Below are 13,509 nucleotides of genomic sequence, written 5' to 3'. Positions count from 1 at the left end.
GCAAAGCGTAAGCGGTTTTCCTGATGATCACGCGCTAGTGCGTTGTTTCCGGGGCGGTTTCCATCTCCCGACGACATACCTGGACATCGATCGACCGAAGCCGCGCGGTTGTTGAAATCGCGACAACCGGCCCCATCTGCTGTGGATCGCCCGCCGACAGACGGATAGAATGAACCGATGAGCACCCGCCTTTACGAACACCCGATCTTTCTCGAGCATGTGACGCCGGAGGGGCACCCCGAGCGGTCCGACCGGCTGCGGGCGATCAATGTCGCGCTGGAGCATCCGAACTTCGAGCGGCTGGAGCGCCGCGAGGCGCCGCAGGCGAACGAGGACGCCGTCTTGCTCGCCCATCCGGAAGAGCATCTCTTCGCCGTGATGCGGCAGATTCCCGAAGAGGACGGCGAGATCAAACAGCTCGAGGCCGATACCTATGCGAGCCCGAAAAGCCTGCAGGCGGCGCTGACAGGCGTCGGCGGGGCGATGGCCGCGATCGACGACGTGTTCACGGGCAAGGCGGACAACGTCTTCGTCGCCTCGCGCCCGCCGGGACACCATGCGGCGAAATCCAAGGCGATGGGCTTCTGCTTTTTCAACAATGCCGCCATCGCCGCGCGCCACGCACAGAAGACCTACGGCGCCGAGCGGGTAGCGATCGTCGACTGGGACGTGCACCATGGCAACGGCACCCAGGACGTGTTCTGGGACGATCCCTCGGTACTCTTCTGCTCCACCCACCAGATGCCGCTCTATCCCGGCAGCGGCGCCAAGGACGAGACGGGCAAGCACGGCACGATCGTCAACGCGCCACTCTCGCCGAATGTCGGCAGCGACCATTTCCGCGAGGCCTTCAAGTCACGCGTGCTGCCGGCGCTCAACGACTTCCGGCCGGACCTGATCATTATCTCGGCCGGCTTCGACGCGCACCATCGCGATCCGCTGGCCCAGATCAATCTTGTCGGCGAGGATTTCGACTGGGCGACCGGGCGGCTGCTCGAGGTCGCCGACAAAAGTGCCGGCAACCGGGTCGTCAGCCTTCTGGAAGGCGGCTATGATCTGGAAGGGCTCGCCGAATCGGCCGGGCTGCATATTCTGAGAATGATGAGAGGTTGAGCATGAGTGAAAGCGCCAAGCCAGAGGTCTCGGGCCTTTCCTTCGAAAAGGCGGTCGCCGAACTCGAAAGCATCGTTGCGCGCCTGGAACGCGGCGACGTGGCGCTGGACGAATCCATCGAAATCTACGAGCGCGGCGAGACCCTGAAGAAGCATTGCGAAACGCTGCTGTCCGCCGCCGAAAACCGCATCGAGAAGATCCGCCTTGACCGCGCGGGCAAACCGCAGGGCGTCGAGCCGCTGGATGGGGCTTGAGGCTAGAGGGCTATCACCGTTCTGATTTCATCATAGCCGGTGCGTAGCCCGTTGCCGTCGCGCTTGATAAGGCCGGCTTCGGACAGGATGTCGACATCCTCGTGCACCCTGCGGTAATCGCGCTTCAGGCTCTTTGCCAGCGCCGAGATGCTCGTCTGCGGATTGCGATGAAGGTGGCGCAGCAGTTCCAGCCTTTTCGCCGTCATGGTGCGGGAAAAGGCTTCCCAGTCGACGAAGGTCAGATGCTCCTCGGAGACGGGCTCGCCCCCTTCGGCGCGATGCCAGGCATCGACAAAGCGGCTGGCTGCCTGGTCGAAGGTTCCTCCGACGTGAAGTTCGATCTCCTTGCTCATATCGCTTCACCTCTCAATTGCTCGACATCCCTTTTGAAGTCTGCCACCAGACGTTCGACCGAAACGAACTGATATGCTTCCTCGCGTGCTCCGTAGTGCCGATGGTCTCCCTTGCCGCGCTCATTGTCGTAAAGGACAAGCCGCTCGCCGGGCAGGCCATAGAAGAGCGCATATTTCAGGAAGTGCCGCGATGGCGGCACACGATCGGGAACACGCCAGATGGTCATTTCGAGAATGGCTCCATCGTCATAAATTATACGTTCACGAAAGAGCAGCTCAGCCTTCATACAGGCACTATGACATCCGACGCCATAGCCGGTCAATTGCAATGCGCGGCGTGACTGGCTATTGGCTGTCTCAGTCGGTAACCTGACCGCTTTCGTGAATGGAGATCTCCCATGTCCTTCTTTCCCGGTAAAGACCCGCTGCCCGGCGATGCCTTCGCCTGCGATGCGATCGAGAACCTGATCATTCCGCGCACCAGCGATATCGGCGGGTTTCAGGTGCGGCGCGCGTTGCCGACACGGCAGCGGCGGCTGGTCGGGCCGTTCATCTTCTTCGATCGGATGGGGCCGGCGATCCTGAAGCCGGACGAGGCGCTTGATGTGAAGCCGCATCCGCATATCGGGCTCTCGACCGTCACCTATCTGTTCGATGGTGAAATCCGCCATCTCGACAGCCTCGGCACCGAAAAGGTGATCCGTCCCGGCGATATCAACCTGATGACGGCGGGGCGCGGCATCGTGCATTCGGAACGCACGCCTGATAATCTGCGCGGCCATCCGCTGCTGATGTCCGGGCTGCAGACATGGCTGGCGCTGCCTGACGACAAGGAGGAGATCGATCCCTCCTTCGCGCATACGGAAAGAAGCGAGATGCCCGTGATCGACGAGCGCGGCGTGCGCGGGCGTGTCGTGATCGGCGCGTTCGAGGGTATGGCCTCGCCGGTCAAGGTGTTCTCCGACACGCTCTATGCCGACATCAACCTCGACGCCGGCATCCGCTTTCCGTTTGCCGCCGCGCATGAAGAGCGCGCAATCTACGTGCTGTCAGGCGAGGTTGTGATCGCGGGTGATCGCTTCGCCGCCGATCAACTGCTTGTCTTCCGTCCCGGGGACGCGATCACGCTCGAGGGCGGCAGCCAGGGCTGTCATCTCATGCTGTTCGGGGGCGCCGCGCTGAACTCGAAGCGCTATATCTGGTGGAACTTCGTTTCGTCGTCGAAAGAGCGCATCGAAAAGGCGAAGGAGGAGTGGCGAACCGGGCGTTTCGACATCGTTCCGGGGGACGAAGAGGAATTCGTCCCTTTGCCGGCGGGCTGATCTCATCTAGAAAGGATCGTTGCGGTTCTTGAAATCGACTTTTTTCACCGCAATTTATGGCTGAAGGCTATGCGCCCCAGAATCGCATGGCCCAAGAATCACAAGAAAGAGTGCCTCCCGTGACACAACCGCCGAAGACGCCGCTGCTGGATAAAGTGACCTATCCGGCCGACCTCCGAAAGCTGGAGGATCGCGACCTGCCGCAGCTGGCGCGCGAGGTCCGCGACGAGATGATCGATGCGGTGTCGAAGACGGGCGGGCATCTGGGCGCCGGCCTTGGCGTTGTCGAGCTGACGATCGCCATCCACAACGTTTTCAACACACCCGACGACCGGCTCATCTTCGATGTCGGGCACCAGTGTTATCCGCACAAGATCCTGACCGGCCGCCGCGACCGCATCCGCACGCTGCGTCAGGAGGGCGGACTATCCGGCTTCACCCGCCGCGCCGAGAGCGAATACGACCCCTTTGGCGCCGCTCACTCCTCGACGTCCATTTCGGCCGGTCTCGGTATGGCTGTCGCCGCCGACCTCTCGGGCTCGAAGCGCAACGTCATCGCCGTCATCGGCGACGGCGCGATGTCGGCCGGCATGGCCTATGAGGCACTGAACAATGCCGGCGCGCTCGACGCGCGGCTGATCGTCATCCTCAACGATAACGACATGTCGATCGCGCCGCCGACGGGCGCGATGAGCGCCTATCTGGCGCGCCTCGCCTCGGGCCGCACCTATATGGGTATGCGCGAAGTCGGCAAGAAACTGACCGGCTATCTCGGCAAGTCGATCGACCGGGCGATTACCCGCGCCGTCGAGCATGCCCGCGGCTACGTGACCGGCGGCACCATGTTCGAGGAGATGGGCTTCTACCATATCGGCCCGATCGACGGTCATTCCTTTGAGCACCTGCTTCCGGTGCTTCGCAATGTGCGCGATAACGCGAACGGGCCGGTGTTGATCCATGTCGTGACGCAGAAGGGTAAGGGCTATGCGCCCGCGGAAGCCGCCGCCGACAAGTATCATGGCGTCAACAAGTTCGACGTCATTACAGGCGCGCAGGCGAAGGTAAAGCCGAATGCGCCGAGCTACACCAATGTGTTTGCCGAAGCGCTGGTGCAGGAAGCGGAACTCGACGACAAGATCGTCGGCATCACCGCCGCCATGCCCAATGGCACTGGGCTGGACAAGCTGGCAAACGTATTTCCGTCGCGCTGTTTCGATGTCGGCATCGCCGAGCAGCATGCCGTGACGTTCGCTGCCGGACTTGCCGCCGAAGGCTACAAGCCGTTTACGGCACTCTATTCCACCTTCCTGCAGCGCGCATTCGACCAGGTGGTCCACGACGTGGCGATCCAGGGCCTGCCGGTGCGTTTCCCGATCGACCGTGCCGGCTTCGTCGGCGCCGACGGGCCGACGCATGCGGGCTCCTTCGACACGACCTTCTTAGCCACGTTGCCTGGCTTCGTCGTCATGGCCGCGGCCGACGAGGCGGAGCTGAAGCACATGGTGCGCACGGCTGCGGCCTATGATGCCGGGCCGATTTCCTTCCGCTATCCGCGCGGCGAAGGCGTCGGCATCGAGATGCCGGTTCGCGGCGAGATATTGCAGATTGGCAAGGGCCGGATCGTCAAGGAAGGCACCAAGGTGGCGTTGCTCTCCTTCGGCACCCGGCTGGCGGACTGCATGCTGGCGGCGGAAGACCTGGATGCGGCGGGACTATCGACCACGGTTGCCGATGCCCGCTTCGCCAAGCCGCTCGACCATGACCTGATCCGCCAGCTTGCCCGCCATCACGAGATGCTGATCACTGTCGAAGAAGGCGCCGTCGGCGGCTTCGGCAGCCATGTGGTGCAATTCCTGGCGACCGAGGGCCTGCTCGACAACGGTCTGAAGATACGCTCGCTCGTGATGCCCGATCTCTGGGTGGAGCAGGCTAAACCCGAGGTGATGAACGCCCAAGCGGGACTCGACCGGGCCGGGATCGTCGCGACGGTGTTCAAGGCACTGGGCCGGCCGGCTGCTGTCGGGGTTGCCGGGTAACGTGTCGCGCCGGCCTCAGGACGCGGCGGGCGGCAGCAGGAACAGCGTCAGCCCGAATATGGCGTAGACGGCGAGCGCCAGCACGCCGACATACCAGGCGCCGTGTCCGCCGCTGGACAGTAGAGTCGCCGCCATCATGGCGAGGAACATCATCGCCACCGCGCCCGGCCAGAACTGCAGCGACATGGGCTCGGGGCCGATCACATAGCTCAGGATGACGAGAACAGGTGCGACGAAGAGCGCTATCTGCGAGGCGCTGCCAAGCGCGATGCCGACGCTGAGATCGAGCCGGTTGGCGCGGGCAGCCGAGAAGGCCGCCGTCATTTCCGCGGCCGCGCCAACGAGCGCCACCACGATGAAGCCCACGAAGGCAGGCGTCATTCCCATCTTCTCGGCCGCCGCCTGCACGGAGCCGACGAAAACCTCGCTGATCAGGGCGACGAAGAGCGTGACCACGATCAGCACGGTGATGCTGGTCGACAACGACCATGCGCCATGCTGCTCCTCCGTCTCTCCGACGCTGGCGAAAAGCTCGCGGTGGGTCTTGAGCGAGAACAGCATGCCCATGGCATAGACGGCGATCAGGATCACGGCAAGGCCGAGGCTGAGCGCCTGCACCATCTCCGGCCCCTGATCCGCCCGGCTCACGAGCGAGGGGACGAACAGGGCGACGGTCGCGAGAAACAGCAGCGATGCCTGGAAGCGGGCGCTGACGCGATTGAACTCCTGCAGGTGATGCCTGAGGCCCCCGAGCAGGAAGGATCCGCCGAGCATGAACAGCGTGTTGGTGACGATCGCGCCGGCGATCGACGCCTTGACGAGCAGATACTGCCCCGCCTGCAGCGCCGCGAGGGAGATGACGAGTTCGGTGAGGTTTCCGAGCGTCGCATTCAACAGGCCGCCGACGGCATCGCCGGTACGCGCGGAGACCGCCTCCGTCGCGCGGCTGAGAAGTGCCGCCAGCGGGACGATTGCCAGGACGGAGAGGATGAAGAGCAGCGTATGGGAATCCGGCGAGGTGAACTCAGTGAGGATCACGATCGGAACGAAGACGAGGAGCGCCAGAAGCGGCGCGGCCCGCAATTCGGCGACCGCGGCATCGACCACACCCGAAGCTCCGTGTTTGCGTTGCGCGTCCTGCACGATCGATGCCTCCACCCGTCTCTCATAGGATAGGACGATGGCCATCGACATGCATTGACCCGGCTCAATGCATGGAGAGGTGCAACTGCTATTCTGGCAGCGGCCGCGCCAAACAGACGCGGCTTCCTCTGGAGGTCAGGTGTTCTTCAATCTGCTTCTCGCCACCGCGATGATCGCGGCAACCGTTGCGATCCAGGCCGTGTTCATGGCAGCCGGTCTCCGCGTCTTCCGGCGGATCGACGAGCACTATCTCGCCCAGCGGGCGACGATTGTCACCGTCGTCTGGGTCAGCTATCTACTGGTGCCGATCGGGCTCGACATATGCCTGTGGGCGCTGCTCTACCTCGCGCTCGGCGCCCTGCCCTCGCTCGACGATGCCATCTATTTTTCCACCACGACATTCACCACGGTGGGCTACGGCGACATCGTGCTCGGCAAGGATTGGCGACAGATCTCGGTGTTCGAAGCGGTCAACGGCTGGATCATCTTCGGATGGGCGACGGCGCTGATCATGGCGGTTATCCAGCGGGTCTATTTTCGCGGCGACGAGAGCGGCGTCTAGCGTCGCGAGTACGAGCAGCCTGAGCGCAACAAAAAGGCCGCATCGACGTGCGGCCCTTTCGCTCCTCCACTTACGGGCCCCTAATCGCGAAGATACCGGCGTCCGTTGTGATAGTAGTAACGATGGTTATTGCTGTTGGCGATTGCGCCACCGATGATCGCACCCGCCGCAAGGCCGCCGATGATAGCGGCGCCATTCGAGTGGTGGTGGCGACGATGACCATAGTAGCGTCGGTCATAGCGCCGGTCGTGGCGATAGGCATGACGGCGATCCCAGCCGCGGCGGTGATGACGCCACTCCACGGATTCCACGTTAGCAGCGCGATTTTCCGTTTGCTGAACGGCCGTTGGAGCCTGGATCGGCATGGCCTGAACGGGGGCGACCGACGTCAGCGCCATCAAGGCGCTCAAACCGCCGACTGCTAGGGTCGTAATGATTTTTCTCATAATAGAGATCCTTTCGGTTACGAAGGGAAACGCGATCGAACAATAAAAGTTCCAAGAAAGCGAATAATATGCTCCCTAATCGTTTGCGGATCAAAGATGCTACCGCTTTGAGGACGCTAGGGAAAATGCTGGCGCTCCTTCCTCGATATCGAAGCGGGTGATCCTGCCGTCGCGTATCTGGAACACATGCACGACCGTCTTGTCCTTCAAGCCGTGGCTCTGGCCGGCCAGCGATCGGCCTTCGAGATCGCGGATCGTCTGGATCACCTGGACGGCAACCACGCCATCGGCTCTTTCGCTTGAAGCCACCGGCTCCACATGCGGACTGACGACCGCCCATTGGCGTGTCCAATAGGCGCGCACGGCATCGCGCCCGTGTTCATGGCCGCCGTCCATGCCATTTGCCCATGCGACATCTTCGGCCAGCGTGGCGAGCACGCCGTCGATGTCCCTTGCGTTGAAGCAGCCGTAGATCCGTTCGATCAGCTGCATGTTGGTTTCCGGCATGTCGGTTCCTTTGAGAGGGATTGGCGTCGAATGCAGGGCATCAACCAACAGCGTTGACGATGGCATGAACAATTTATATACGTGCATATATATTTTCGTCAATGGGCGCTGAGGGAGTGTAATGAAAGAGAAGGACGTGCTGTCGACGCCGGGGCATCTCATCAGCCTGGCCGGACGCGGCTTTGCGAGGCTCAGCGAGGCCCGCCTGAAGCCGCTGGGCTTCGGCGTGGGGCAACTGCCGGTTCTGGTGGCGCTGCAAAACGGCAATGTCAGCTCGCAGCGCGATCTTGCCCGCTTCGCCAGGGTCGAGCAGCCGCCGATGGCGCAGATGCTGGCCCGGATGGAACGCGACGGGCTGATCCACAGGACGCCGGACCCCGATGACGGTCGCAGCAGCCGCATCGGCCTGACCGCGGCTGCCGAAGCGCGCATGCCCGGGGCGATCGCCACCCTGTTTGAAGGCAATCGCGAAGCGCTGCGGGGATTCACCGACAGCGAAACCGAACAACTGACCGGGCTGCTCCGGCGGCTGATCGACAACCTCGACCGAATCGCGGGTGTGGAGCCGCCGCCGCCGATGCCGGAGGGCTAACGGGGAGCACTCATGGCGCATCTGGAGCCGGCGCGTGACAACAAAAAAGGGGCCGCGCCTGAGCGCGACCCCGTCCCTGCTGAAATGAGGCCATACTGAAATGTTCGGCCTGCCTGAAATAGAGGGGTGTCGGTGTTCGATCAGAACTCCGACCATTCTTCCTTGACGGCAACGGCCGCCGAGGTGGCGCGGCCGCCGAATGCCTTGGCGACTGTTTTGGTGAGCGCGTGCGCCGGCGATGCGACAGGGCGGGAAGCGGCGGTCGCGACGCTGGCGCGAGGCGCGGCCTGTTGCGGCTGACCGAGGTTGAACTGGCGCAGCAGTTCATCCAGCGCGGTTGCCTCCTGCGCGAGCGAATGGCTGGCGGCCGTCTGTTCCTCTACCATGGCGGCATTCTGCTGGGTGCCCTGATCCATGTTGTTGACGGCCGTGTTGATCTCCTGCAGGCCGATCGACTGTTCGCGGGTGGCGGTGACGATCGCACCGACGTGCTTGTTGATTTCCTGCACGGCGCCGACAATTTCGGCGAGCGCCTTGCCGGTTTCGTCGACCAGCGAGACGCCGGTCTCGACATGGCTGCCCGAGGTGTTGATCAGCGCCTTGATTTCCTTGGCGGCGTTGGCAGAGCGCTGGGCAAGCTCTCGCACTTCCTGGGCCACGACCGCAAAGCCCTTGCCCGCATCGCCGGCACGCGCTGCTTCGACGCCGGCGTTGAGCGCCAGCAGGTTGGTCTGGAAGGCGATATCGTCGATGACGCCGATGATATTGCCGATTTCGCTGGAAGAACGTTCGATCTGCTCCATGGCGGTCACGGCCTTGCGGACGACCTCGCCCGACTTCTCGGCGCCCAGGCGGGTGCGCTCGACGAGCTGGCCGACATCCTCTGCGCGCTTGGCGCTGTCGCGAACGGTGGTGGTGACTTCTTCGAGGGCGGCCGCGGTTTCCTCGACGGCTGCCGCCTGCTGCTCGGTGCGGCGGGCCAGATCGTCGGCGGCGCTGCGGATTTCGCCAGCACCGGAGTTGATGGCCGAGGCATTGTGGCCGACGGACTGAAGCGCGCTCTGCAGCTTCTCGACGGCATTGTTGAAGTCGCTGCGCAAGCGGTCGAAGCGGGCGGCAAAGGGGGTGTCGATGCGCACGGCGACATTGCCGTTGGCAAGATCGGCGAGACCATTGGCGAGATTGTCGATCGCGAAGTGGATCTCGCTCTCCTCGCGGGCCTTCGCTTCATCGCCGGCGTGGCGCTGACGTTCAGCCTCGCCGCGCATGCGATCGGTTTCGCCTGCAAGGCGGATCTTCTCGATGGCGGCGTCCTTGAAGACGAGAACCGACTGCGCCATGCGGCCGACTTCATCACGGCGATCGAGGGCGGGAACGTCGATATCGTTCTGGCCGCCGGCAAGGCGGCCCATGGCGGCCGTCATGCCGACGATCGGCTTGACGATGCTGCGCGACAGCATCCAGGCGAGCAGGGCTGCCGCAAGCGCCGCCGCGATGCCGCCGATGACGAGGCTGGCGCTGAGTTCGCTATTGGCGGACGCGCGCAGGGCGGCAAGCGCATCGGACTGCTCGCGGGCGGCGGCCTTGATCTTGGCGGATGCCTGGCGGAAACCGTCGAGCTGGCCCTTGGTCTCGTTGACGCCGATCTTGACGATCTGGTCGACCGGCATCTCGGTTTCCTTGCGGGCCTTGGACTGCGGCACGGCAAGCTCGTTGTAATAGAGATCGGCGGCCTTCTGCATGCCGTCGATCTGCTGGATGAAATCGGCGTTGCCGGCGGCGGTCTGGCGCGCGGCGGCGATCGCCTTCAACATGCGCTCGCGGTTGACTGCGATATCTCCGTAGGTGCTGTCGCTGCGAAACAGCAGGAAGCCGCGCAGGTTCACGGCCTGCTCGAGCATGGCCTGCAGCGCGTCGTCGATCTGGGTGACCAGCTGTTCGGATTTCTTCTGCTGGTCGGAAGCATCGGCGGCCGTGCCGGCCTTCGAGTAGACGAAGGCGGAAACGGAAAGAAAGATAAGGATCAGCGCGGCGAAGGTCGCGGCGAGCTTACCGTTCAGGGACATGTTTCTGGCAAACATCAGTCAATTTCTCCTGGCGGCGCAACGCCGTGGGCAACTCGCGCATGCAGATGCATGCCGAAAAATTCATCGGGGAAAATACACATGATCGGCAGGTCAGATGTCGGTGCCATCATGGCGGGAGCGGCTTGAAGCCCGCTGCAATCGTCGCGACCATAGGCGGCGAGTAATTTAAAAACGTTTAAATGTGCATTGCAACATTCCGCCTGTCTGGACTTGTATAAGGTGCATTTCACGACGCCAATACAATCTGTGGACAACAAACCGTCTACCTGGTCGGTGTAATAAGCGAGATCTTACTTACCTTTTGCTTGATAAGCGCTTTACGTGACACGAAGGCGGAAAGAAACAAAAAGGCTTGCAAGTGACGGTTTTGATCGGCATGGACACGCCATGTCCGATCAGAACACACAACGTCTCGACCAGCTTCTCGTGAGCCTGGGTCTTTTTGCCAGTCGCTCGCGCGCCCGCGATGCGGTGAGCCGCGGCACCGTGAAGGTGGACGGCCGGGTTATCACCAAGGCCGGCGCCGTCTTCGGCGGGGATGTCACGATCGAGATCGACGATCCCGCGCAGGAATACGTGTCACGCGCGGCGCTGAAGCTGACGGCGGCGCTGGACCATTTCAAGCTCGATCCGAGTGGCCATCACTGTCTCGACGTCGGCGCCTCCACCGGGGGCTTTACCGAGGTGCTTCTGGAGCGCGGGGCGGCGCATGTCACCGCCATCGACGTCGGCCATGGGCAGATGCATCCGCGTATCGCCGAAAACCCCGACGTGACGAATATCGAGGGGCTGAACGCGCGCAACCTCGTTGCCGAGGATATCGGCCACCCCCTCACCTTCATCGTCTCCGACGTGTCCTTCATCAGCCTGAAGCTGGCACTGGCACCGGCACTCGATCTGGCGGAGCCGGCCGCGACCGCCGTGCTGCTGGTCAAGCCGCAGTTCGAGGCGGGGCGCGAGGCGATCGGAAAGGGCGGGATGCTTAAGGATCCCTCTTCCGCGCCTAGCGTCGCCGCCGAACTGCAGCGCTGGTTCGTGGAGGACATGGGCTGGACGAGCCTGGGGCTCATCCCCTCGCCGATCTCGGGCGGAGACGGCAATCAGGAATATCTGTTGGCAGGAACGAAACCGTGAGCACCGAGAAAGTAACGATCCAGAAACTCGGCGCCCAGGGCGACGGCATTGTCATCGGCAGCGATGGACCAGTCTACGTGCCCTTCGCCCTGCCCGACGAAACCGTGGCGATCGCGCGCGTGAAGAACCAGGGAACGCTGATGTCGATCGCGACGGCATCGCCCGGCCGGCAAGAGCCGCTCTGTCGGCACTTCGGTCCCGATGGCGTCAACGGCACCTGCGGCGGCTGCACGTTGCAGCATCTGGCCGACGTCCCCTATCGCGCCTTCAAGCGGCAATTGGTCATCGACGCACTGAAGTCCAAGGGTCTGACGCCTGAGGTCGGCGAGACGATCGCCGCGCATCCCGGCGAGCGCCGGCGCGTGGTGTTTGCCGCCCGCAAGACCGAGAAGGACATGCTCATCGGCTTCAACCAGGCCGAAAGTCACCACATCGTCAATATCGAGGAATGTCCCATCTCGTCGGCGGGCATCATTGCCAGGCTGCCGGCGATCAAGGCGATCGGCGCGGCCATCGCGACGGACGCGGAAGCCTTCCGCATCGCCGTGCTCGAGACCCTGTCGGGGCTCGACATCGCGATTGATGGCATCAAGAAGAAGCTCTCCGACCAGCATCGCCGCAAGGTGATCGAGACGGCGCTTTCTCTGCGCGGCGTCGCGCGCATCTCGGTCAATGGCGAAATCCTCATCGAGCCGGTGAAGCCGGTCGTCGAGTTCGACGGGGTCAAGGCATCGCCGCCACCCGGCAGCTTCACCCAGGCCACCAAGCAGGCCGAGGAGGCGATGGCCGAGCTGGTGCTGGCGCATGTCGGCAAGGCCAAGCGGATTGCCGACCTCTTCGCGGGCGCCGGCACGTTTGCGCTGCGGCTTGCCCGCATCGGCCGGGTGCATGCGGTCGAAGGTGACGAGAAGGCCATCGCGACGCTCGATTTCGCCGGCCGCAACACGCAGGGGCTGAAGCCGGTGACGACGGAGAAGCGCGACCTCTTCCGCCGTCCGTTGATGACCTCGGAACTCAAGGTCTACGACGCCGTCGTGTTCGACCCGCCACGCGCGGGCGCCGAATTCCAGTGCAGGGAGCTTGCCCGCTCGACCGTCAAGAAGGTGGTCGCCGTCAGCTGCAATCCGCTGACGCTGGCGCGCGACCTCGCCATCCTCGTCGAGGGCGGCTACCGCATTACGTCGGTGACGCCGGTAGACCAGTTCCTGTGGTCGGCCCATGTCGAGGTGGTGGCGACGCTCGAGAAGTAACCGAGGGCTTCGTCAGGCTTCGCTGCGTAGCAGGCCGCCGGCGAGATGGCGGAAGGCATCGACCGCCTTTTCATGCACCGCATGCGGATCGTCGGCGGCGGCGATCCATAGCGCCGCGTTCAGCGCCGCGCCGTTGATGAGGCGGGCGGCGGCTTCGGCATCCATCGGCTTGACGATCCCCTCTTCGATCAGCGCCTCGATCGTTTGCGTGGACGTGCGCAGGCAGGCGGTCTGGTTCGGCCACTGCGAGGGATCGCCGAGCACGGCCGGGCCATCAAGCAGCATGATCCGCTGGATCTCCGGCTCGAGCGCCATCTCGATATAGGCGATGCCCTCGTTCATGAACCCTTCCCAAGGGGTCTTTCCCTCGGCCTGCGCGGCCCGCTGGCGCACCAGCATCTCGGCATCGATCTGGTCGATGACGGCCTGTAGCAGGCCCTTCTTGTCGCCGAAATTGTGATAGAGCGCGCCGCGCGTCAGGCCGGCCTCGGCGGTGAAATCGTCCATTGAGGACGCCTGATAACCCTTTGTTGCGAAGGCCTTGCGCGCCGCCTTGATCAGCTTGGCCTTGGTATCCTCGACCATCTGCGCCCGCGTTTTCGAAACCATCCATGCCTCCAAGCTGAACATACGCATCGTATGCGTATTGACATACGGGACGTATGCCAACATATATTCACATACGAAGCGTATATCATTTACGTTTCGAC

Annotated in this window: 16 protein-coding genes; 8 read left to right on the top strand and 8 right to left on the bottom strand. The window is 63.2% G+C overall.

Features of this window, described 5'->3' with window-relative positions:
• Positions 1-177 precede the first annotated feature (177 nt).
• Positions 178-1,113: a histone deacetylase family protein gene (locus QTL95_RS12070; RefSeq protein WP_289720198.1), complete on the top strand. Its 936-nt coding sequence runs from the start codon at positions 178-180 to the stop codon at positions 1,111-1,113.
• A gap of 2 nt (positions 1,114-1,115) precedes the next feature.
• The gene (locus QTL95_RS12065) at positions 1,116-1,367 is read left to right on the top strand and encodes an exodeoxyribonuclease VII small subunit (RefSeq protein WP_289720197.1); all 252 of its coding nucleotides are present in this window, start codon (positions 1,116-1,118) and stop codon (positions 1,365-1,367) included.
• Between the two features lie 2 nt (positions 1,368-1,369).
• Here the strand turns inward: QTL95_RS12065 and QTL95_RS12060 are convergent, their stop codons facing one another.
• Both QTL95_RS12060 and QTL95_RS12055 read right to left on the bottom strand, forming a co-directional pair.
• Positions 1,370-1,720: an HVO_A0114 family putative DNA-binding protein gene (locus tag QTL95_RS12060; RefSeq protein WP_289720196.1), complete on the bottom strand. Its 351-nt coding sequence runs from the start codon at positions 1,718-1,720 to the stop codon at positions 1,370-1,372.
• Entirely contained in the window at positions 1,717-2,007 is a 291-nt protein-coding gene (locus QTL95_RS12055; protein WP_289720195.1) for a toxin-antitoxin system TumE family protein, read from the bottom strand. Before QTL95_RS12055 ends, QTL95_RS12060 begins: the two co-directional genes overlap by 4 nt.
• 111 nt (positions 2,008-2,118) lie before the next feature.
• On the opposite strand from QTL95_RS12055, the gene QTL95_RS12050 reads away from it, so the two are divergent.
• Together QTL95_RS12050 and dxs are read left to right on the top strand one after the other, a co-directional pair.
• Positions 2,119-3,042 (top strand): pirin family protein, encoded by a 924-nt coding sequence (locus QTL95_RS12050; RefSeq protein WP_289720194.1) that lies wholly within the window; start codon positions 2,119-2,121, stop codon positions 3,040-3,042.
• 119 nt (positions 3,043-3,161) lie between these two features.
• Positions 3,162-5,078: a 1-deoxy-D-xylulose-5-phosphate synthase gene (gene dxs, locus QTL95_RS12045; protein WP_289720193.1), complete on the top strand. Its 1,917-nt coding sequence runs from the start codon at positions 3,162-3,164 to the stop codon at positions 5,076-5,078.
• 15 nt (positions 5,079-5,093) lie between these two features.
• On the opposite strand, the gene cax is transcribed toward dxs, so the two are convergent.
• Entirely contained in the window at positions 5,094-6,272 is a 1,179-nt protein-coding gene (gene cax / locus QTL95_RS12040) for a calcium/proton exchanger (protein ID WP_289720192.1), read from the bottom strand.
• Positions 6,273-6,360: 88 nt separating this feature from the next.
• Here cax and QTL95_RS12035 point away from each other — a divergent pair, with 88 nt between their 5' ends.
• Positions 6,361-6,783 carry a potassium channel family protein gene (locus QTL95_RS12035; protein WP_289720191.1) on the top strand — a complete coding sequence of 141 codons (423 nt, stop codon included), beginning with the start codon at positions 6,361-6,363 and terminating at the stop codon, positions 6,781-6,783.
• Positions 6,784-6,863: 80 nt separating this feature from the next.
• On the opposite strand, the gene QTL95_RS12030 is transcribed toward QTL95_RS12035, so the two are convergent.
• Both QTL95_RS12030 and QTL95_RS12025 read right to left on the bottom strand, forming a co-directional pair.
• Positions 6,864-7,229 (bottom strand): BA14K family protein, encoded by a 366-nt coding sequence (locus QTL95_RS12030; RefSeq protein WP_289720190.1) that lies wholly within the window; start codon positions 7,227-7,229, stop codon positions 6,864-6,866.
• A 99-nt stretch (positions 7,230-7,328) separates the two neighbouring features.
• Positions 7,329-7,736, bottom strand: a complete 408-nt coding sequence (locus QTL95_RS12025) for a nuclear transport factor 2 family protein (RefSeq protein WP_289720189.1) — start codon at positions 7,734-7,736, stop codon at positions 7,329-7,331.
• A 121-nt stretch (positions 7,737-7,857) separates the two neighbouring features.
• Between QTL95_RS12025 and QTL95_RS12020 the strand changes: the two genes are divergently transcribed.
• Positions 7,858-8,328 (top strand): MarR family winged helix-turn-helix transcriptional regulator, encoded by a 471-nt coding sequence (locus QTL95_RS12020; RefSeq protein WP_289720188.1) that lies wholly within the window; start codon positions 7,858-7,860, stop codon positions 8,326-8,328.
• Positions 8,329-8,468: 140 nt separating this feature from the next.
• Here QTL95_RS12020 and QTL95_RS12015 read toward each other — a convergent pair whose 3' ends face one another.
• Both QTL95_RS12015 and QTL95_RS12010 read right to left on the bottom strand, forming a co-directional pair.
• Positions 8,469-10,409 (bottom strand): methyl-accepting chemotaxis protein, encoded by a 1,941-nt coding sequence (locus tag QTL95_RS12015; protein ID WP_289720187.1) that lies wholly within the window; start codon positions 10,407-10,409, stop codon positions 8,469-8,471.
• Positions 10,409-10,672: a hypothetical protein gene (locus QTL95_RS12010; protein WP_289720186.1), complete on the bottom strand. Its 264-nt coding sequence runs from the start codon at positions 10,670-10,672 to the stop codon at positions 10,409-10,411. Before QTL95_RS12010 ends, QTL95_RS12015 begins: the two co-directional genes overlap by 1 nt.
• A gap of 130 nt (positions 10,673-10,802) precedes the next feature.
• Between QTL95_RS12010 and QTL95_RS12005 the strand changes: the two genes are divergently transcribed.
• A complete protein-coding gene (locus QTL95_RS12005) occupies positions 10,803-11,549 on the top strand; it encodes a TlyA family RNA methyltransferase (protein ID WP_289720185.1) in 747 nt (248 codons plus the stop codon).
• Positions 11,546-12,799, top strand: coding sequence for a class I SAM-dependent RNA methyltransferase (locus QTL95_RS12000; RefSeq protein ID WP_289720184.1), 1,254 nt, complete (start codon positions 11,546-11,548; stop codon positions 12,797-12,799). The genes QTL95_RS12005 and QTL95_RS12000 overlap by 4 nt, the downstream gene beginning before the upstream one ends.
• 12 nt (positions 12,800-12,811) lie before the next feature.
• On the opposite strand, the gene QTL95_RS11995 is transcribed toward QTL95_RS12000, so the two are convergent.
• Positions 12,812-13,408, bottom strand: coding sequence for a TetR/AcrR family transcriptional regulator (locus tag QTL95_RS11995; protein ID WP_289720183.1), 597 nt, complete (start codon positions 13,406-13,408; stop codon positions 12,812-12,814).
• Positions 13,409-13,509: the final 101 nt, after the last annotated feature.

This window comes from Rhizobium sp. S152 (assembly GCF_030380735.1).
Classification (GTDB): domain Bacteria; phylum Pseudomonadota; class Alphaproteobacteria; order Rhizobiales; family Rhizobiaceae; genus Rhizobium.
This window is presented reverse-complemented; position numbering and strand designations above follow the sequence as displayed.